The organism is Sodalis ligni (assembly GCF_016865525.2).
In the GTDB taxonomy this organism is placed as follows: Bacteria; Pseudomonadota; Gammaproteobacteria; order Enterobacterales; family Enterobacteriaceae; genus Acerihabitans; species Acerihabitans ligni.
Genome location: NZ_CP075169.1, coordinates 5394993 through 5412814, shown reverse-complemented (window position 1 = coordinate 5412814; position 17822 = coordinate 5394993). Strand labels below are relative to the sequence as shown.

At 56.9% G+C, this 17822-nt stretch carries 20 protein-coding genes; 13 read left to right on the top strand and 7 right to left on the bottom strand.

Translation table 11 applies throughout. The features are described from left to right. Positions 1-98: 98 nt before the first annotated feature. From sctI to GTU79_RS25355, 9 genes are all read left to right on the top strand, one after another. Positions 99-398, top strand: coding sequence for a type III secretion system inner rod subunit SctI (gene sctI / locus GTU79_RS25395; protein ID WP_203520975.1), 300 nt, complete (start codon positions 99-101; stop codon positions 396-398). Next, positions 395-1153: an EscJ/YscJ/HrcJ family type III secretion inner membrane ring protein gene (locus GTU79_RS25390; protein ID WP_203520976.1), complete on the top strand. Its 759-nt coding sequence runs from the start codon at positions 395-397 to the stop codon at positions 1151-1153. The genes sctI and GTU79_RS25390 overlap by 4 nt, the downstream gene beginning before the upstream one ends. Next, the gene (locus GTU79_RS25385) at positions 1134-1772 is read left to right on the top strand and encodes a type III secretion apparatus protein OrgA/MxiK (RefSeq protein WP_203520977.1); all 639 of its coding nucleotides are present in this window, start codon (positions 1134-1136) and stop codon (positions 1770-1772) included. Before GTU79_RS25390 ends, GTU79_RS25385 begins: the two co-directional genes overlap by 20 nt. Continuing rightward, positions 1717-2364: an HrpE/YscL family type III secretion apparatus protein gene (locus GTU79_RS25380; RefSeq protein WP_203520978.1), complete on the top strand. Its 648-nt coding sequence runs from the start codon at positions 1717-1719 to the stop codon at positions 2362-2364. The genes GTU79_RS25385 and GTU79_RS25380 overlap by 56 nt, the downstream gene beginning before the upstream one ends. Next, entirely contained in the window at positions 2364-2615 is a 252-nt protein-coding gene (locus GTU79_RS25375; RefSeq protein WP_203520979.1) for a hypothetical protein, read from the top strand. The genes GTU79_RS25380 and GTU79_RS25375 overlap by 1 nt, the downstream gene beginning before the upstream one ends. Positions 2616-2652: 37 nt before the next feature. After that, the gene (locus GTU79_RS25370; RefSeq protein ID WP_203520980.1) at positions 2653-3219 is read left to right on the top strand and encodes a hypothetical protein; all 567 of its coding nucleotides are present in this window, start codon (positions 2653-2655) and stop codon (positions 3217-3219) included. 380 nt (positions 3220-3599) lie between these two features. Further along, positions 3600-5078: a mannitol dehydrogenase family protein gene (locus GTU79_RS25365; RefSeq protein ID WP_253073426.1), complete on the top strand. Its 1479-nt coding sequence runs from the start codon at positions 3600-3602 to the stop codon at positions 5076-5078. Positions 5079-5178: 100 nt separating this feature from the next. Further along, positions 5179-6582 (top strand): glucuronate isomerase, encoded by a 1404-nt coding sequence (gene uxaC, locus GTU79_RS25360; protein WP_203520981.1) that lies wholly within the window; start codon positions 5179-5181, stop codon positions 6580-6582. 72 nt (positions 6583-6654) lie between these two features. Further along, the gene (locus tag GTU79_RS25355; protein ID WP_132925342.1) at positions 6655-7341 is read left to right on the top strand and encodes a GntR family transcriptional regulator; all 687 of its coding nucleotides are present in this window, start codon (positions 6655-6657) and stop codon (positions 7339-7341) included. Here GTU79_RS25355 and yajD read toward each other — a convergent pair whose 3' ends face one another. Next, a complete protein-coding gene (gene yajD, locus GTU79_RS25350; protein ID WP_203520982.1) occupies positions 7342-7692 on the bottom strand; it encodes a YajD family HNH nuclease in 351 nt (116 codons plus the stop codon). A 195-nt stretch (positions 7693-7887) separates the two neighbouring features. On the opposite strand from yajD, the gene GTU79_RS25345 reads away from it, so the two are divergent. Beyond that, the gene (locus GTU79_RS25345) at positions 7888-8436 is read left to right on the top strand and encodes a DedA family protein (protein WP_132927981.1); all 549 of its coding nucleotides are present in this window, start codon (positions 7888-7890) and stop codon (positions 8434-8436) included. Positions 8437-8724: 288 nt separating this feature from the next. Next, on the top strand, positions 8725-9810 hold the full coding sequence (locus tag GTU79_RS25340; protein ID WP_203520983.1) for a lactonase family protein: 1086 nt from the start codon (positions 8725-8727) through the stop codon (positions 9808-9810). A gap of 131 nt (positions 9811-9941) precedes the next feature. Here GTU79_RS25340 and GTU79_RS25335 read toward each other — a convergent pair whose 3' ends face one another. Then, positions 9942-10682, bottom strand: coding sequence for an SDR family NAD(P)-dependent oxidoreductase (locus GTU79_RS25335; protein ID WP_203520984.1), 741 nt, complete (start codon positions 10680-10682; stop codon positions 9942-9944). A 111-nt stretch (positions 10683-10793) separates the two neighbouring features. Between GTU79_RS25335 and GTU79_RS31050 the strand changes: the two genes are divergently transcribed. Further along, positions 10794-11384: a TetR/AcrR family transcriptional regulator gene (locus GTU79_RS31050; protein ID WP_203520985.1), complete on the top strand. Its 591-nt coding sequence runs from the start codon at positions 10794-10796 to the stop codon at positions 11382-11384. A 67-nt stretch (positions 11385-11451) separates the two neighbouring features. Here GTU79_RS31050 and GTU79_RS25325 read toward each other — a convergent pair whose 3' ends face one another. From GTU79_RS25325 to GTU79_RS25310, 4 genes are all read right to left on the bottom strand, one after another. Continuing rightward, positions 11452-13137, bottom strand: coding sequence for an NAD-dependent malic enzyme (locus GTU79_RS25325; RefSeq protein WP_132925352.1), 1686 nt, complete (start codon positions 13135-13137; stop codon positions 11452-11454). Positions 13138-13413: 276 nt separating this feature from the next. Beyond that, positions 13414-14865 (bottom strand): heavy metal sensor histidine kinase, encoded by a 1452-nt coding sequence (locus GTU79_RS25320; protein ID WP_214513485.1) that lies wholly within the window; start codon positions 14863-14865, stop codon positions 13414-13416. Beyond that, positions 14862-15542 (bottom strand): heavy metal response regulator transcription factor, encoded by a 681-nt coding sequence (locus GTU79_RS25315; RefSeq protein WP_132925356.1) that lies wholly within the window; start codon positions 15540-15542, stop codon positions 14862-14864. Before GTU79_RS25315 ends, GTU79_RS25320 begins: the two co-directional genes overlap by 4 nt. A 29-nt stretch (positions 15543-15571) precedes the next feature. After that, positions 15572-16336, bottom strand: a complete 765-nt coding sequence (locus GTU79_RS25310) for an alpha/beta hydrolase (RefSeq protein ID WP_203520987.1) — start codon at positions 16334-16336, stop codon at positions 15572-15574. A 299-nt stretch (positions 16337-16635) separates the two neighbouring features. Between GTU79_RS25310 and GTU79_RS25305 the strand changes: the two genes are divergently transcribed. Beyond that, positions 16636-17154, top strand: coding sequence for a cupin domain-containing protein (locus GTU79_RS25305; RefSeq protein ID WP_203520988.1), 519 nt, complete (start codon positions 16636-16638; stop codon positions 17152-17154). Positions 17155-17182: 28 nt separating this feature from the next. On the opposite strand, the gene GTU79_RS25300 is transcribed toward GTU79_RS25305, so the two are convergent. Next, positions 17183-17719, bottom strand: a complete 537-nt coding sequence (locus GTU79_RS25300; RefSeq protein ID WP_203520989.1) for a TetR/AcrR family transcriptional regulator — start codon at positions 17717-17719, stop codon at positions 17183-17185. Between the last annotated feature and the right edge of the window lie 103 nt (positions 17720-17822).

The window sequence follows — 17822 nt, the reverse complement described above, 5'->3', positions numbered from 1 at the left end:
AAGTGCTCGATATCCCTTGGACATGGGATGCCCTTCGCATCGTCCAGGGGTATTCATTGCGATTTATATATAGTATTTATGTATAGTAAGGACAGAGTATGCCTATTAGCAGCATTACTGAAGTCAATCACCATCGGGCGGTGGATATTAATCCGGCAACCGGGGAAGCGACTTCCATTAACGATATTATAAAAGAGACTATGGCGAAAACCACCGCCGATATTCACGAGGAAAAGCAGGATATCACCCGGATGATGAAGGCTGAGAATCTTGCCGACCCCGCGGTCCTGGGTTCGATTCAAAAGTCGATGCTGATATACAGCAATACCGTGGCTTTTATCGGTACCGCGGCGCGTAAAATTGTCGGCACGGCGGAAACGCTGCTTCGGTCATCATGAAGAAAAAATCATTATTGCTTGTTCCACTGCTGGTATTCACTCTGGCGGCCTGCAAAGACGAACCTCTGCTCAAGGGGCTGGATCAGCAGCAGGCCAATGAGGTTATCGCCGCCCTGCAACGGAATAATATCGACACCGCCAAGTCCGATAAAGGAAAAAGCGGCTATAGCATCAGCGTTCATAAGGCGGATATCCCCGCGGCGGTGGACCTGCTTAAGATCCATGATCTGCCGTCGCGGCCGCGTATGGAAATCGCACAGCTCTTTCCCAGCGATTCGCTGGTCTCGTCGCCGCGGGCCGAAAAAGCCCGCCTTTATTCGGCCATCGAACAGCGGCTGGAGCAATCCTTGCAGACTCTGGACGGCGTACTGTCCGGCCGGGTGCACGTGAGCTACGATATCGACTCCGGCGAGACAGGCCGGGCCCCGGCCCCGGTGCACCTCTCGGCGCTGGTCAGCTATCAAAGCGACGCCGATCCTTCGCTGCTGATAAGCGATATCAAACGCTTTTTGAAAAATAGTTTCAATCAAGTGGACTATGACAATATTTCCGTGGTGATGTCCAAACAGACCGCGATTCAGCATCAGCCGCCCGTGGATAACCGGGCGGGCAAAAGCGGAGCATCCAACGGTCTGTTAACCATCGCGGGAGGATTACTGTTATTGATCGCCCTGGCCGCGGGACTGGTTTATTGGCGCAAGTTAAAGGCATTGCAACCGCACCGGATCGCCGCTGATGAAAATAACGCCGCTTGATACGATACTCTTCAACCCGCTGTCCTGGATGCATCCGCAGCGTTTGACCCTTAAAAGAGGATTTGACGGTATCCCTCAGCGCTCGATTATCAACGATATGATTATCCGGGCCCATGGCTGGTCCACCGAGCGTCCGGCGTTACCGGAAACCGGCCTCGCCGAGCATTTCATCCACCAATGGGATGATTTGCCCCAGGTCGCGCTGTTGATAGCCTGCCAGCGCCACCGGGCGGCGCTGACGCGCCAAGGCCGGATAATGTCCCTGCCGGCCTGGGTACGTCGCTTTGCCCAATTGGATATCGTTGATTCAGCCGCCCCCTTGACGTTATTTCCATGGGAACCGCTTACCTTGATAGCCTGGGGAAAAGACGAACTCGCCGCCTGCGGGCAGCGGTTGCCGGAGGCTCTCCGGCAGCGTATTTCCCTGTTGTTTCCACCCCATATGGATCGGGACGATGATGCTTCGCGGCAGATATCGCCCAATCCGTTATTGATTAAGCTTGCCTTTCAACATGCCAAGAGAGATCCCGATACGCCGGATGCCGCCGAGTTCAGGCGGCGTTTTGATTACCCGCGCGCAGCTCAAGCGTCAGCGCCAATGCCTGGATTTATTAAGTGATGCCCGCCGCCAGGCCGCCAGGTTGGTGAAACAGGCCCAAGAGGAAGCCCAGGCTATCCGTGCCCAGGCCGTCAGCGAGGGTTATCAGGAAGGTATCCTGGCGTCGGCGGCGATCGTTGCCGGCTTTCTGGCGCAGGAGCGGCAACTGGCCGCGGATTTGCAAAAGCGTATCAACGGACACGCGCGGCAGCTGTTGTCATCCGCGTTGAACCATCCGGGCATGCTTCTGGAACTGGTTGACGAGTGGCTGGCGGCATTACCCGATACGGCGTCCCCTGCCGTTCTGGATCTGTTGCTACCGGAGGCGGCCCGTAAATCCCATGCCGCTTTTAAGCACAAGGTGGAGTCGGTGTGGCCGGGTAAATTCACCCTGACCTACCACGACGACAGACGGTTTGTGATGAAATACGGCGATCAATTGGCTGAATTCGACGCCGATGCATTCATGGCCGCGGGGATGCAGCGCCTCTTTTCGGCGGATACCTTGCCGGAGCAGTGCCGGACCCTTAGCGAAGCGGCGCTGGAAAGACTTAATGAGATTTTTTTACAATTTTCGTCCGGAGATAATCTGGACAAAGAGGAAGACAACTGATGTCGATATCGATTCAACCGGTGGGAAATCAACCACGAAATTCGGCGGTAAATGCGTCAAAGCCGACCAGCATCGAAGAGCGCGTTCAGGCCGCAATACAAAAAGCCAAAGCCGGGATACCGGCCACGGAAGGGGGGGCTGAAGTACCGGATAATGCCGAAGTATGCAGAATATTATCGTTAGACTTTTTCACCATGAATATGGTGGCCAATAAACCACAAGATTGGTGGGAGGCATGGAAAGACGAATGAATATGATTCAGGCACAGATCAAACAGGAGGGCAAGCAATGAACTCCCGCGCCCTGGCGACAATAGCGGTGGTGATGATCCTGACCGGTTGTACTTCCTCGCCCATGAAGTCCACTAAAAAGGACAACCCCGGCGGCAAGTATTTAACCCAGGTCGCCAATCCGGGGTGCCTGCCGCACGCCTCCTTGAACAATACCCTGACGCCGCCGGTGCTGTATCAGGGCATGGTAAGTTGCATTAAAGCCAATAACCTGAATGATGGGGCGCTGCTCTTTGCCCTGGCGGGGACTTATTCCTATTTCGACGCACTGCGTGTTGATACGGACCAGGCCAGGCAGGCGCACTCCTCGATGCTGGGAGAAGCGTTGAAATCCATTAATAACGATCAGCGGCAGGCCTTTTGGCGGGCGATCAATGCGCGCTTTAGCAATAAACAGCAATTGGCCGCACTGTGCCGTCAGGTTCAGGATATCGGCAAGCCGATCTATGCGCCCGCCTATGTTCTGACCGGCCGGGAGAATGCCGGCGCAGGGGACATAACGTTATGGAACAGTGCGTTGAACGGCTATATGCACTGTGCCACCGATGTCTTGAATATCCGGTAATTACCGCACACCGGTGCCGGCGGCAGCCTTGGCATCGGACTATTTCCGCGCTCAAATACCCCCCGAAATCCCGCCAATCAGCTAATCGCTAGTTATCGGCCGCGGTAGGCTATACCCGTGTTGCTGGTGCGTCGCCACCTTCCTGCAACTCGAATTATTTAGGGTATATACTTTCATCTGACATCTCGCCGGGTGCGCCGGTCATGCCGCGCATGATATTCTCACCTCGGTAAATATCGCTGGTTTAGCGAAAACTGTGACTTGCCTCAAAAAATACTAGCATCGATACTTGTATGGTAGTAGACATGAATGGGCGTCCGTGATATCGATGACGGTTCTCTGTGAAATGGGTAATTAACCTGACTATGCAGGATAAAAAAGTGCAACTGACAACCAATACGTTAAAACATCTGGCCGGCCGGGTCACCACGCCGTCCTACGATCGCGACAAGCTGAAAATCCGTATCCTTCACCTGGGATTCGGCGCCTTTCACCGGGCCCATCAGGCGGTATTCGCCGATTTGCTGGCATCCGGGCACGGCAGCGATTGGGGTTACTGCGAGGTTAATCTTATCGGCGGTGAGCAGCAGGTAGCGGCGATCAAACAGCAGGATTTGCTGTATTCCGTCTGCGAAATGAATGGCGATCATTGGAACGGCCGGGTGGTGGGCGTGGTACGCCAGGCGCTGCACGGCGCCGTGGACGGCATCGATCGGGTACTGGAAGCCATGGCGCAGCCGGAAATCGCCATCGTTTCATTGACCGTGACCGAAAAAGGCTACTGCTATCTGCCCTCCACCGCCTCCATCGACAAAGAAAACCCGCTGATACAGCATGACATCAGCCATCCGCGGCAGCCGCAATCGGCGCCGGGGGTGATTATCGAAGCGCTGCGCATTCGCCGGGAAAAGGGATTGCCGCCGTTTTCCGTGATGTCCTGCGACAATATGCCCAATAACGGCCATGTGACCCGCAATGTCGTGCTGGCGCTGGCAAAAGCCGGCGATGCCGAGCTAGCGGCGTGGATTGAACAGCATGTCAGTTTCCCTTGTACCATGGTGGACCGGATCGTGCCGGCCATGACCCCTGCCAGTCAGGGAAAAATTACCGATCTGCTGGGCGGCATGACGGATGCGGCGGGGATCGCCTGCGAACCCTTCAGGCAATGGGTTATCGAGGATAATTTTGTCGCCGGCCGGCCGGAATGGGAAAAAGCCGGCGCGGAGCTGGTGGCCGACGTGCTGCCCTATGAAGAAATGAAGCTCCGGATGCTCAACGGCAGCCACTCCTTCCTGGCCTATTTAGGTTATCTGGCGGGTTATCAATACATCGATGAGTGCATGGAAGATGAGCATTATGCTCGCGCCGCGCGTCAGCTGATGCTTAACGAGCAGGCGCCGACCCTGCATACCGAAGGGGTTGATTTAAACGCGTACGCCGAGTCGCTGCTGGCCCGCTATCGTAATACCGGGCTGAAGCACCGCACCTGGCAAATCGCCATGGACGGCACCCTGAAGCTGCCGCAGCGTATGCTGGATTCCATCCGCGTTCACCTGGAACGCGGTACGCCGTTTCCGCTGCTGGCGCTGGGCGTCGCGGGGTGGATGCGTTATGTAGGCGGCGTGGACGATCAGGGCAACGCCATCGATATCAGCGATCCCTTGAAGGACAAGCTGGCCCGGTTGGTGAAGTCTTCCGCCGACGGAAATGAACGGGTCAAGGCGCTGCTCTCCTTATCCAGCGTGTTCGGCGACGAGCTGCCGGCCAACGATCTCTTCGTCAAAAGCATTTGCGATGCCTATGCGCTCTTGAAAAACCATGGCGCAAAACAGGCGGTAAGCAAGGTTGCGGACATTTAATCCGCCCGTGCGCCACCAATGACCCGACAATACGGCGAAGGCCTATTTGTCGGGTCGCTCCTATCAGACAGCTACTTCACTCCTTTCATGAGAAGGCGTTATGGAATTCATTGGTAAAGATTTCATGTTAACCAACGAGGCCGCGCGGGAGATCTACCATCAGTTCGCCGCCCACCAGCCTATTATCGACTATCACTGCCATCTGGATCCGCGGGCGATTGCCGAAAATAAACCTTTCGATACCATTACGGATTTATGGCTGGAGGGAGATCATTACAAATGGCGGGCCATGCGGGCCAATGGCGTACCAGAAGGGAAAATAACCGGCAGCGCGCCGGCGGTGGAGAAATTCCAGGCCTGGGCGGAGACATTGGATTCCTGTATCGGCAACCCGCTTTATCATTGGACGCATCTGGAACTGAAGTTTTATTTCGGCATTACCGAAACCCTGAATGGCGATAATTGGCGGCGTATATGGGACCAGTGCAATCGGTTATTGCAACGTCCGGAATTTTCTCCCAAGGGCCTTATTACCCAATCCAACGTCGCGGTAATCTGCACCACGGATTCACCCACGGATACGCTGGAATACCATGACGCCATTCGGGCCGATGAGGCGTTCCCCTGCAAAGTCCTGCCCACCTTCCGGCCCGATGCTGCCCTGGATGCCGAAGGAGAAGCCTTTATCCACTTCGTTTCGGTGATGGCACAACTGACCGGTAAAAAGATTACCCGGTTCGGCGATTTCGCCGCCGCGCTGGAAAACCGGGTGGAGTATTTCCATCAGCACGGCGGCCGCCTGGCGGATCACGGGCTGACGGAGGTGAACTATCTGCCTGCCGATGAAAAGACCCTGGACGCACTGCTGGCGAAAAAATGCCGGGGCCTGACCTTGGCGCCGGACGAGAAAATACGCTTTCAATCCGCGGTACTGCTGGCTTTGGCCGGGGCTTATGCCCGGCGCCGCTGGGCCATGCAAATTCATTTCGGCGCGCTGCGTAATAATAATACCCGTCGCTTTAACGAGCTGGGGGCCAATATAGGATGTGATTCACTTTGTTCGCAGTCGGATATAGCACAGCAGCTTAACGCTCTGCTGGATGCCATGGATCAGCGGGAAAGTTTGCCGAAAACCATTCTTTATAATCTGGATCCGGCGCAAAACGACGTGGTTGCCTCAGCACTGGCTAATTTCCAGCGGCCCGGGGCGGTGAAATCTCCCATGCAATTTGGATCCGGCTGGTGGTTTAATGATACCCGCCGGGGCATGGTCAGGCAATTGACCACCTTGGCGGATCAGGGGTTGCTGATGAATTTCGTCGGCATGCTGACGGATTCACGGAGCTTTGTTTCTTATCCCCGCCACGATTATTTCCGGCGGATTTTTTGCAATTTGGTCGGCCTTTGGGTTACCCAGGGAGAAATTCCCAACGATATGAAATTGCTCAAACGACTTACGGAAAATGTTTGTTATAACAATGCTCGGGATTATTTCCAATTCTAGCAAATCGGCCCGATGGATTTGGTATAATATACGGTAACGATATCGGGTTTAGCAGGGGAAAAATGCACTCGCATGGATACATTATTTTCATTTAATAATAACGAGCCGGTTAATCAGCAAATTTACCGGCTGCTGCGCAAGGATATCGTCGAGTGCGTTATTCCTCCCGGCAAGCTGTTGTCTGAAAAAGAGACGGCGACCCGTTTTGAAGTATCCCGCCAACCCGTGCGGGAAGCCTTTATCAAGTTGGCGGAAGCCGGCCTGGTGCAAATCCTGCCGCAGCGCGGCACCTTTGTCATGCGAATCTCGGCGAAGCGGGTGGCGGACGCCCGTTTCATCCGCCAGGCGCTGGAGTGCAGCATCGTGCGCCGCGCCGCGTCGGAACGCACGGACGAACAGGTTATGCTGCTGGAGCATAACCTGCATCGCCAGGAGCTGGCGGCGCAGAACCGGCAGATAGGGGAATTTTTCAACCTGGACGACGATTTCCATCAGCTGCTGACGGAAATAGCCGATTGCGCCCTGGCCTGGGATATCATCGAATCCATCAAGGCCACCATGGACCGGGTGCGTTTTCTCAGCCTCGGCGAGGTCTCGCCGCCGCAGAGCCTGATAACCCAGCATTATCAGATATTCAACGCCATCAGGGATCAGGATCCCGATGCGGCGGAACGGGCCATCCGCGAGCATTTGCAGGAGCTTATCTATACCATCACGCCTATCGCCCAGCAAAACAGCGACTGGTTTGAAGACAAGTAGCTAGCGGTTTTTCTTGTTCAGCATCACTTTCAAATCAGCAAAAGGGTTATGGGTGGCCACCCCTATATCCTTTTGCGCATCCTCTCCCGCCACCACCGTGGAGCCGTACTGATCCGCCTCGGTGTATTTCGAATGCTCATGGTCATGGCAATAGAGACATAACAGTTCCCAATTACTCCCGTCCGCCGGATTGTTGCTGTGATCGTGATCGATGTGATGCACGGTGAGCTCCCGCAGATTGGAATAGACAAACTCTCGGGAACAGCGTCCGCAGACCCAGGGAAAAAGCTTCAGCGCCTTTTCACGGTAGTCGGTCTCGAGCCGCGCGTAATTTTTCGGAATGTATGCCATAGGGAACCTGTTCTTAGCCCAGTGCAAAGGATATAGGGTTATACTAACGCTAAAACAGGGCTAATTACCATGTTTTAGCCCGTGCTGAAGTATGTCGGGTACATGTTGTAATAGCATCTCTCTTCCGGCGGAAACGCCGGCTGGCAGTCGCGGATTTACAGGAAACTGAATACCTTGCATTTCACTCATTTCATCATGCTCTATGGTTACTGGGCGCTATTCGTCGGCTGCCTGGCCGAGGGAGAAACGGTCACGCTGCTCGGTGGCCTGCTGGCCCACGATGGCCTGCTGAACTACGGCTATGTCGTGGCGGTGGCCGCCCTCGGCGGCACTACCGGGGATATGCTGCTCTATTTTCTCGGTCGCCGGTACGGCGCCAAATTATTAAGGCGTTTCAAGAAAGCCCAGCCCAATATCCGGCGCGCCAATAAAATGATTCTGCGCCATCCGTTATTTTTTGTGATGGCTGTTCGGTTTATGTATGGCTTTCGCCTGGTGGGGCCGATGATGATCGGCGCCAGCCGGCTCTCGCCCGTCAAGTTCATTATTTTTAATGTCATCGGCGCCGTGCTGTGGGCGCTTATTTTCGTCACCCTGGGTTATCTGGGGGGCCAGATGGTCGCGCCGTGGCTGGCAAAAGTCCATCATCACCTGAAATACGCCTTTTTCCTGCTGGCGGTGGTGGTGGTGGTCTGGCTGCTTCCCAGAACCATTCGCTACTTTCTGAAACATCGCAGGTCATAGCAAACTCCGCATTTAACCCGCCCAAATCCGGGCGGTAAGCCGCCACATGATTTTTTTGTGATTCAATTCGCACCGGTCTATACACCCGCCCAAAAATACCGCGGGCAGTGAATATAATTCTGTGCTTTTGACCGCTGCCGCCGCCATTGCCGTTTCTTATACTGCTGCCTGATGTGTGCTTAAACGTCATTTCACGCTTTTTTATGATTATCAATGGATTTGAATGCACGGATTCCGGCATGTCTTTCTATTCGCCTTATAACGCTCACCGTCGGGGAAGACCAAAAAATGCGAAACGCTTTATCTCTTTACGGCCGTATCGGCCTGATTGTTTTAGCGGCCTTGGGCGGTACGGCGCGGGCGGCGACATTCGCCTATATATCCAATGCCGACAGCGGCGATATTTCGGTCTATCGGCTCGATGAAAACAGCGGTTTACTGACAAAAGCGGCCACTCAGCCGGCGGGGGGAACCGTGATGCCCATGGCGGTATCGCCGGATAAACACCATCTCTACGCCGCGCTGCGCTCCAAGCCCTATCAGGTGCTGAGCTTCAGCATCGATCCCGCCGACGGGCACCTGACGCAGGTCAAAGCCTCACCGCTGGCGGAGAGCATGGCGTATATCTCCACGGATGCCACCGGGCGCTACCTGTTTTCCGCATCCTATGGCGGCAATCTTTTGGCGGTGAACCCTATCGGAGCGGATGGCCTGGTGGGGAACGTACAGCAAGTCATACCCACCGGTCCCATGGCCCATGCCATAAGAAACGCACCGGATAATCGCTATGTATTTGCCTCGGTTCTCGGATCCGATGCCTGGCTGCGGCTGAAATTTGATGCGAAAAACGGCCGTTTGACGCAGGACAAGTCCCCGGCGTTCAAGCTGCCGGAAAAATCCGGCCCCCGGCATTTTGTGTTCTCCCCCGACCATCGGTTTGTCTACCTGATTGACGAACTCGACGGGAAACTGCATGTACTGGCCTTGAACCGGCAACACGATACCGTTAAACCGGTGCAAACCGTGCCCATCGTGCCGGCGGATTTCAACGGCGCCAAACCTTGGGGCGCCGATGTGCATCTCACTCCCGACGGACGCTACCTGTTTGCCTCGGAGCGCACCTCCAGCACCCTGGCGCAGTTTCAGGTGGACCATGCCAGCGGCAAGCTCACGCGCACCGGCACCTGGCCTACCGAGAAACAGCCGCGGGGATTCGCCATTGACTCCTCCGGGCGTTATCTGCTGGCGGTGGGACAGCTTTCCACGCAAATGAGCGTCTATGGTATCGATAAATCCACCGGAAATCTTACCGCCATCGGACACTATCCGGTGGGTAAAGGGCCGAACTGGATTGAGACGGTAACTTTTAACTGATATCAAGGGCGGACATCATTTCGCCCATGAGCCGGACCGGGCAAACGGCGTCGCAGCAAGGTCATAACGCCGTAACGCTGTAACGCGGAAACGCCGGAACGCGCCTGGCGCGCCGCCGTTCCCCGACCCTATCAGGCGTTGACGCCGCCGTCGACGTTAATGCCGGTACCGGTGATATGCTGTGCCGCCGGGCCGGCCAGGAAGGTCACCGCGGCCGCCACGTCGTCGGGTTTGCCATACCGGCCCAGGGCGATAAACTGGCGTTGTGCTTCGGCGCCTTCGCCGTCGGCCGGATTCATGTCGCTGTCGGTAGGACCGGGGTGCACCAGATTAACGGTAATACCTTTGGGACCCAATTCCCGCGCCAGTCCGCGCGTTAACGCCAGCAGCGCCGATTTGGTCATGGCATAAACGCTGATGCCCGCCATGGGAACGCGTTCCGCCAGGCAACTGCCGATATTGATGATGCGGCCGCCGGCGCCCAGATGAGGCAGGGCAGCTTGAGTCGCAATCACCAGGCCGCGGATATTGACGTTAATCATTGCGTCGATATCCTCCTGCGACAACTCCTCCAGCATACCGCCGCGCGCGATACCGGCGTTATTCACCAGAATATCCAGGCCCCCCAGCGCGGCCACGGTTTGAGTTACCGCGCCGCGCACCGCCGCGGGGGATGCGCTGTCGGCCTGGATGGCTACCGCTTTGCGGCCCATCGCTTCGATCTCTTCCACCACCTGTCGGGCTTTATCCGCGGACTTTTCATAGGTTATCGCCACATCGGCGCCCGCCCGCGCCAGAGACAACGCCATGGCCTTGCCCAATCCGCGGCTGGCGCCGGTTACCAGCGCACGCTTATCTTTTAGAGAGTTCATCTTGTTTCCTATTTATGTGTTGATCGATACACAATTACAGTAAACGTAATTGTCTCCCAGGGTCAACAGGATTATTATATCGATTGGCACAAAATTAATGAGAGCGGGTCGATGGTTGTAAGAGGACGTCCGAGAAGTTTTGATCGCCGGCACGCATTGGCCGCGGCGATGGCGCTGTTTTGGCAAAAAGGCTACACCGCCACGTCGATGGCGGATCTTTATCAGGCGATGGGAATAAATTCGCCCAGCCTGTATGCCGCCTTCGGCAATAAAGAGGATCTTTATCTGGAGGCCGTCGCCTATTACGAGCAAAGCATTGCGCCGCAGTTATGGTCGCCGCTGGATACCGCCCCCAGCGTACGCGAAGGGGTACGGCAGTGGCTCAAATGCTCCGCGAAAGTTCTGACGCGCGATGATGCTCCCCTAGGCTGCATGGTAACGCTGTCCACCGTCGCCAGTGAAGGCAACCCCCGATTGGGGGAAATCGTTATGCGGCTGCGCCAAAAGGGCATCGATAAGCTGGCCGGCCGCCTGGAGCAGGGGGTGCGAATGGGCGAACTGCCCGCCGGCATTGATACGGCCGCGCTGGCAAGGATGTATGTCGGCATTCAGCAGGGACTGTCGATACAGGCCCGCGACGGCGCCGGCTTCGAGGCCCTTGATGCCGTAGCGGAGATGGCGATGGCCCTCTGGCCGGCATAATCGGGCCCGACCGGACGCCATGTTATCAAACTTTACCGCCGGCACCCGCGGCGCCGGTGATGCCGCCTTACAGTGCCGAGCGTTTGTAAGGCCGGTAGTCGGCCTGCCAAAATTCGTTTTTTATCGCCTGCGCCAGGTCTTCATCAGAGATTATCGGCGCCACGCCGTCTCGCTGGGCGACTTTGGCCACCTCAATGGCAATCGCCTGCGAGACCTGACGGATATCGGCGATGGCGGGCAGCAGAGAACCTTGGCCGGTGGAGGCCAGCGGCGAGTGCGCGGCCAGGGCCTGGCTGGCCGCCAGCAGCATGGCGTCGGTCACGCGTTTGGCTTTGGCGGCCAGAATCCCTAAACCCAGCCCCGGAAAGATATAGGCGTTGTTGCACTGCGGAATATCATACGTCCGGTCATGATAGAATACCGGTGCAAAGGGGCTGCCGGTAGCGAGCAGGGCGGTTCCCGACGTCCAGTCGATGATATCCTGCGGCAGCGCTTCCGCCCGTGAAGTGGGGTTCGACAGGGGCATGATAATCGGGTGCTCACAATGCCGGTTCATTTCGCGCACGATCTGCTCGGTGAACAGGCCGGGCTGGCCCGATACGCCGATAAGCACCGTGGGCTTTGCGTTGCGCACCACGTCGTACAGCGATATTTTGTGCGGATCCACCGTCCAATGGTTTATCTTGTCGCGTTTCGTCACCAGCCGCTGCTGGAAGTCGAGCAGGTTCGGCATCTCATCGGTCAATAAACCGAAGCGGTCCACCATAAATACCTGGCCGCGCGCTTCTTCTTCATCAGCGCCCTCATCCACCATTTGCGCGATAATTTTTTCCGCGATACCGCAACCGGCCGAGCCGGCGCCTAAAAAAGCCACACGCTGATCGCGTAAATTCGTTCCCGCGGCATGGCTGGCGGCAATCAAACACCCCAGCGTCACCGCCGCCGTTCCCTGGATGTCGTCGTTAAAACAGCAAAGCTGATCGCGGTAGCGTAGCAGCAGCGGCATGGCGTTTTTCTGGGCGAAGTCTTCGAACTGAAGCAATACATCAGGCCAGCGCGCTTTGACCGCCTGGACGAACATATCCAAGAAATTCCGGTAATCTTCGCTGGTAATGCGGGGATGGCGCCAGCCCATATATAAAGGGTCATCCAGGCGCAGCGCATTATTGGTACCGACATCCAGCATAATGGGCAGCGTATGGGCGGGATTGATGCCGCCGCAGGCGGTATACAGCGAGAGCTTGCCGATAGGGATTCCCATCCCGCCGATGCCCTGATCGCCAAGGCCGAGGATCCGTTCCCCATCGGTCACGACAATGACCTTAATATCGTTTTTGGAGAAATTCTGCAGCATATCTTCGATGTGATCGCGATCGGGGTAAGAGATAAATAAACCTCTTGCCCGGCGATAAATATCGGAAAATTGCTCGCACGCTTCACCCACCACCGGCGTATAGATGATGGGAAGCATCTCTTCAAGATGCTCGGTAAGCAGGTTATAGAACAGGGTTTCGTTGGTATCCTGAATATTTCGCAGATATATGTGTTTGGAGATATCTCGCTTGAAATCCTTGAATTGCGTATAGGCGCGATCGGTTTGCTCCCGAATGGTTTCAACCTGTTGAGGCAGCAGGCCGGTGAGATTCAATTCCAGCCTTTCTTCCTGGCTGAACGCTGAACCTTTATTAAGGAGCGGATTATCGATCAACAACGAACCAGTGTAGTGGGTATAGAGCGGACGTTTTGTTAGCATGAAATGGCCTCATGAAATGCATTACGGCATGTCTTTATGCAGCGGTTTTTTTAAGATCTTGCTATCCAGTCTGTTGAATTATTATACTTAATTTATTGCTAAAACGGCTCCGGGAATAGCGGTCGATAGAGATTGAAAAATGTCTTTTCAGCGTTTTTTTCTTATTTTATGCTGCCGGATGACGCATATCTTCGCCGCTTGCTGGAACAGCGGCGGTCCGACGGCGCCGTCGCGTCCGTTATCGCCGCAAATCAGCTGAGGGATTGAACCCGCCCGCTATGGCCGCTCAATGGGGGCGGGAGCCTCCGCGCCATTCTCCCGGCCATCGTCATCGTGCCGCCGTTCGCCGTGGGGAAAGGTCAACTGAAAACAGGTTTGTCCCGCCGCGCTGGTGGCCCGCCAGCCGCCCTGATGCAGTGTCATGATACCGCGCACAATGGCAAGCCCCAGACCGCTGGCCTGGTTGGCGGTCGTGCGGGAAGCGTCGGCGCGATAGAAACGTTCGAACAGGCGTGCTAAATGTTCTTCCCCGATATCCGCACCCAGGTTGCTGACGCTCAGGGTGGTATGGCCGGCCTGGTGTTCCGCGCTGATGGTCACCGTGGAACCCGCATCGGCATACTGTATGGCGTTGGCCAGCAGATTGGCCAGCGCCCGGCGCAGCAGTTGGGGGTCGGCATAGATCCGCCCTGCGCCGCTGAACGCCAGCCCCAGGTCCCGCTCCTGCGCCGGCCCCTCGAAATAGTCGTTAAGGGTGGCGAACTCGTCACCGATATCCAGCCAGACGCGGCCGATGGCATGGCCGGCCTGTTCGGCGCGGGCCAGGAACAACATATTCTCGATCATTTTCGACAGGCGGCCCAGTTCCTCGAAATTGGAGCCCAGCAGCCGGGCATAGTGCTCCTCCGGGCGCGGGCGGCTGAGGGCCACTTCCGTCTGGCCCATCAGGGTGGCGATGGGGGTGCGCAGGTCGTGGGCCATATCCGCCGATACCTGGCTTAACTGCGTAAAGCTCAGTTCCAGCCGATCCAGCATCAAATTGAAGGCGTCGATAAGGGCCTTGAGTTCACGGGGCGCATCTTCGCTATCGATGCGTATGGACAGGTTTTTGCTGCCGATACGCCCGGTCTGGGCGGCAAGGCGATGGAGCGGCAGCAGCCCGCGGCGGGCCACCAGCCCCGCCAGCAGCATGGTCAGCAGCGACGCGCCGGCCACCACGGCGAAAATCTGGTTGCGATAGGATGCCAGCATACGCGTGCGCTCCATCATTAGGCGGCCGGTGATGATTTCAAGCCGATAGGGCGGGCGGGTGGTCCTTGCCTGGGCAGCGGTATAGATAAAGGGGGTATCGCCCTGGAGCCGATGATGCACCGCCGCAAGGGACAGCTTGCCGTCGGCGGGCACGGCGGCGATATCCGGCACCGGGGAGTTGCCGGGGTTCACTTCGATAAGCGGCGTGCGGCCGGGAAAGCGCAGCACCAGCAGCGATTCGGTATTGCCCAGCATATTGGCGAACAGCTGCGGTTTGTTATGGATGAGATCCAGTACATCCTCATCGTGCAGCAGGGCGCGGATCTGCTCAACGCGGGTCACCAGCGCCCCGTCGTCGCGCACCATAAGCTGCCGCTCCAGCGTGCGGTACATGATAAAGCCCACGGCGGTCATGACCGTCAGCGTCAGTACCGCCAGGATAATGGACAGCCTGGCGGTCAGCGAGAAGCGACTCATGCTTCGTCGTCGCAGCGGTAGCCCACGCCGTGGACGGTATGCAACAGGCGGCGGGAAAATGGCTCATCGATTTTTTGCCGCAGGCGCCGCACCGCCACGTCCACCACGTTGGTGTCGCTGTCGAAATTCATGTCCCATACCCTGGAGGCGATGAGCGTGCGGGAGAGTACCTGACCCCGGTGGGTTAAAAAGAGATGCAGCAGATTGAATTCCTTATTGGTCAGCGCCAGACGCACGCCGTCGCGCTCCACGCGGCGTTTCGGCACGTCCATTCGCAGGCCGGCCAGCTCCAGCAGATCGGGCTGGGGTTCCCGCCCGCCGCGCCGCAGCACGATACGGATGCGCGCCAGCAGTTCGGCAAACGAAAAGGGCTTGACCAGATAATCCTCCGCGCCGGAGGCCAGGCCTTTCAGCCGATCCTCCAGCGTGCCGCGCGCGGTCAGAAACAGCACCGGCGTAGGGACATCGTGATTTTTCAGCGCGGCCATCACCTGCCAGCCGTCCATATCCGGCAGCATCACGTCCAGCAAAATCAGGTCAAACTGAAACTCCCGTGCCAGGTGCAGCCCGGTGATGCCGTCAGTAGCCACGTCGGCGACGTAGCCGGCCTCGGTCAAGCCCGAGCGCATATACTCGCCGGCTTTCGGCTCGTCTTCAATAATCAGGATCCTTTGCATGGCCGGCCGCCTGTCGGGTGGAAGGAGGGTTATCTTAGGGCATTCTGCGCCGCGTTTTCAATCAGGCGGGCCACCTCTCGCGGGTGGGAGCGATAGACCGAGTGGCTGGCCCCTTTCACTTCCACCGTGGTGCTGTGGGCCCGTTTGGCATACATGCGTTCCAGATCCGGACTGATGATTTTGTCGGCCTGAGCCACCATATACCAGCTGGGCTTCACTTTCCACGCCGGGTCGGGAATGTTGGCGGTAAACACCGAGGCGGAAGTGAGTATTTGCGAGTCGGCTTCAAAACGCGCTACGGCGGGAGGCAGGTCGGCGGCAAAATCCGCCGGGAAATTCTTGCGGTCAATATATAAATAGCCATCCGGGGTTTTGACAAACGGGTGCGCCGTGTTCGGCAGCTTTTTGCCGTTGCTTGCTTCCGTTTCCCCACTGTCCAGCGCGTGGGCGGCGATATAGACCAGGGCGGAGACATGGGAGTCGTTGCCGGCTTCAGTGATGATGGCGCCGCCGTAGCTATGGCCCACCAGCACCGTCGGACCGTCCTGCTGGTCGAGGATGCGCTTGGTGGCCGCCACGTCATCGCTAAACGAGGTCAGCGGTTCCTGCACCAGGGTGACGTGATAACCGTCTTTGACGAGGAGGTTATAGACCGGTTGCCAGCCGGCGCCGTCAACAAAAGCGCCGTGTACCAGCACGATATTTTTAATGGGCGCGGCCAGGGCGGATGCGGTTCCCGCCCCTAACACCAGGGCGGAGCATAACAGGGATAAGGCGGTACGTTTGGTGGTCATGGCAAGTCCTTAATGGATAACGTTGGATGAGTGGTGTTGAGCACGTTTCCCAGACTACGGGCGGGCCACCAACAGGACCATGACCAGGTTATTACAAAAAAATGACGGGCCCGGGCCGAACTGCTCTCACCCAGTCTCTTTGACGCTCTTGAACCAAGTACATTATAAGCCGGAGGCATGGCGATGAAGGCAGCGCTGAATAGCGTTCATTAACCGATGCGACTATTTTTAAAGCAGACAGACTAAATTTCACCCACCTTCCCGTCACATCCGTGGCGTTTGCGCAAAGGAGAAAACTGATGCGCCCTGAATTTATCAAGCACTGGAGCGAACTAGAGGCTAAAGACGCGAAATCCTATGAGGACAGCGATGAACCGATGTGCATTGAAGCCCCGCTGGGCCGTGCGTTGGGTCTGACCCGTATCGGCATTAATCACGAACGCCTGCTGCCCGGACACCGCACCAGCTATCCTCATGCCGAGAGCGCGGAGGAGGAGTTTATCTATGTGCTGGAAGGCTCCCCCCATGCCTGGATCAACGGCTATCTGCATCAACTCTCGCCGGGGGATGCGGTGGGACTTCCCGCCGGGACCGGTATCTGTCACACCTTTATCAATAATAGCGCCAATGAAGTGCGTTTACTGGTGGTGGGGGAAGCGTCGAAAGCGGAAAACAGGATTCATTATCCGAAAAACCCGCACTATGAACTGACGCGTGAAGATCGCTGGATATCGCCGCCGGAGCAGGCGTTCGGCGGACACGATGGTTTGCCGGATGTTAGGCCTGGAGATGAGGGCTCTCTGCCTGCATCAAGATGATACCGTTATCTCTATGCCGGCCGGCTTCTCAAGGCAGCAGACCGTTGGAACGGTACGCGTCAATGGTGTGGTCATAGACGGCGATATCGCCGCGGCTGCGGGCGATAAGCTGAGCCCCTTCCACCGCGGCGTAGATAGCCAGCGCATGGGACTGAAGCCTTGCCGCCGGCTCTTCCTTGCGAAAAAGCGCCAAGGCGCGGCTCAGCCACAGTACATTAACCTCGGAAAAACACGCGACTTCTTGTTGCACTTCCGGCGGCAGCTCGTCATGCTCCGCCGCCATGATCCCGCACATGCACATCCGATTGTCATTGGCGAGGGCGGCGCGAAACACGTTGGTATACCGGTCCATAAACGCTGCGGCGTCCGGGCTTTCAGCGAGGGACTGCTCAAGATAATCATTCATTTCCTGCGTGTAGCGGCGCGCAAGTTCCGCTCCCAGGAACCCCTTGGTGGGGAAGTGGTAGTGCACGCTTGAACTTTTGACCCCCACGGCGGCGGCGATGTCGCGAAAGCTCAGGGCGGTATAGCCGTTGGCCTGCACCATCAAGCGCGCAATCGCCATGATATTTTCCTTTGTGTCCGCACTGCCCATTTCGGTGCTCTCCCGTTGATTCCTGCAACGATTAATAAATGTTGACGGCTGGAAATGCAAGCCTTATTGTCTA

Bases quoted from the DNA above. Each gene is read 5' to 3' on its own strand.
- sctI (WP_203520975.1), top strand. From the start codon at position 99: ATGCCTATTAGCAGCATTACTGAAGTCAATCACCATCGGGCGGTGGAT.
- GTU79_RS25390 (WP_203520976.1), top strand. From the start codon at position 395: ATGAAGAAAAAATCATTATTGCTTGTTCCACTGCTGGTATTCACTCTG.
- GTU79_RS25385 (WP_203520977.1), top strand. From the start codon at position 1,134: ATGAAAATAACGCCGCTTGATACGATACTCTTCAACCCGCTGTCCTGG.
- GTU79_RS25375 (WP_203520979.1), top strand. From the start codon at position 2,364: ATGTCGATATCGATTCAACCGGTGGGAAATCAACCACGAAATTCGGCG.
- GTU79_RS25370 (WP_203520980.1), top strand. From the start codon at position 2,653: ATGAACTCCCGCGCCCTGGCGACAATAGCGGTGGTGATGATCCTGACC.
- uxaC (WP_203520981.1), top strand. From the start codon at position 5,179: ATGGAATTCATTGGTAAAGATTTCATGTTAACCAACGAGGCCGCGCGG.
- GTU79_RS25355 (WP_132925342.1), top strand. From the start codon at position 6,655: ATGGATACATTATTTTCATTTAATAATAACGAGCCGGTTAATCAGCAA.
- yajD (WP_203520982.1), bottom strand. From the start codon at position 7,692: ATGGCATACATTCCGAAAAATTACGCGCGGCTCGAGACCGACTACCGT.
- GTU79_RS25345 (WP_132927981.1), top strand. From the start codon at position 7,888: ATGCTCTATGGTTACTGGGCGCTATTCGTCGGCTGCCTGGCCGAGGGA.
- GTU79_RS25340 (WP_203520983.1), top strand. From the start codon at position 8,725: ATGCGAAACGCTTTATCTCTTTACGGCCGTATCGGCCTGATTGTTTTA.
- GTU79_RS25335 (WP_203520984.1), bottom strand. From the start codon at position 10,682: ATGAACTCTCTAAAAGATAAGCGTGCGCTGGTAACCGGCGCCAGCCGC.
- GTU79_RS31050 (WP_203520985.1), top strand. From the start codon at position 10,794: ATGGTTGTAAGAGGACGTCCGAGAAGTTTTGATCGCCGGCACGCATTG.
- GTU79_RS25325 (WP_132925352.1), bottom strand. From the start codon at position 13,137: ATGCTAACAAAACGTCCGCTCTATACCCACTACACTGGTTCGTTGTTG.
- GTU79_RS25320 (WP_214513485.1), bottom strand. From the start codon at position 14,865: ATGAGTCGCTTCTCGCTGACCGCCAGGCTGTCCATTATCCTGGCGGTA.
- GTU79_RS25315 (WP_132925356.1), bottom strand. From the start codon at position 15,542: ATGCAAAGGATCCTGATTATTGAAGACGAGCCGAAAGCCGGCGAGTAT.
- GTU79_RS25310 (WP_203520987.1), bottom strand. From the start codon at position 16,336: ATGACCACCAAACGTACCGCCTTATCCCTGTTATGCTCCGCCCTGGTG.
- GTU79_RS25305 (WP_203520988.1), top strand. From the start codon at position 16,636: ATGCGCCCTGAATTTATCAAGCACTGGAGCGAACTAGAGGCTAAAGAC.
- GTU79_RS25300 (WP_203520989.1), bottom strand. From the start codon at position 17,719: ATGGCGATTGCGCGCTTGATGGTGCAGGCCAACGGCTATACCGCCCTG.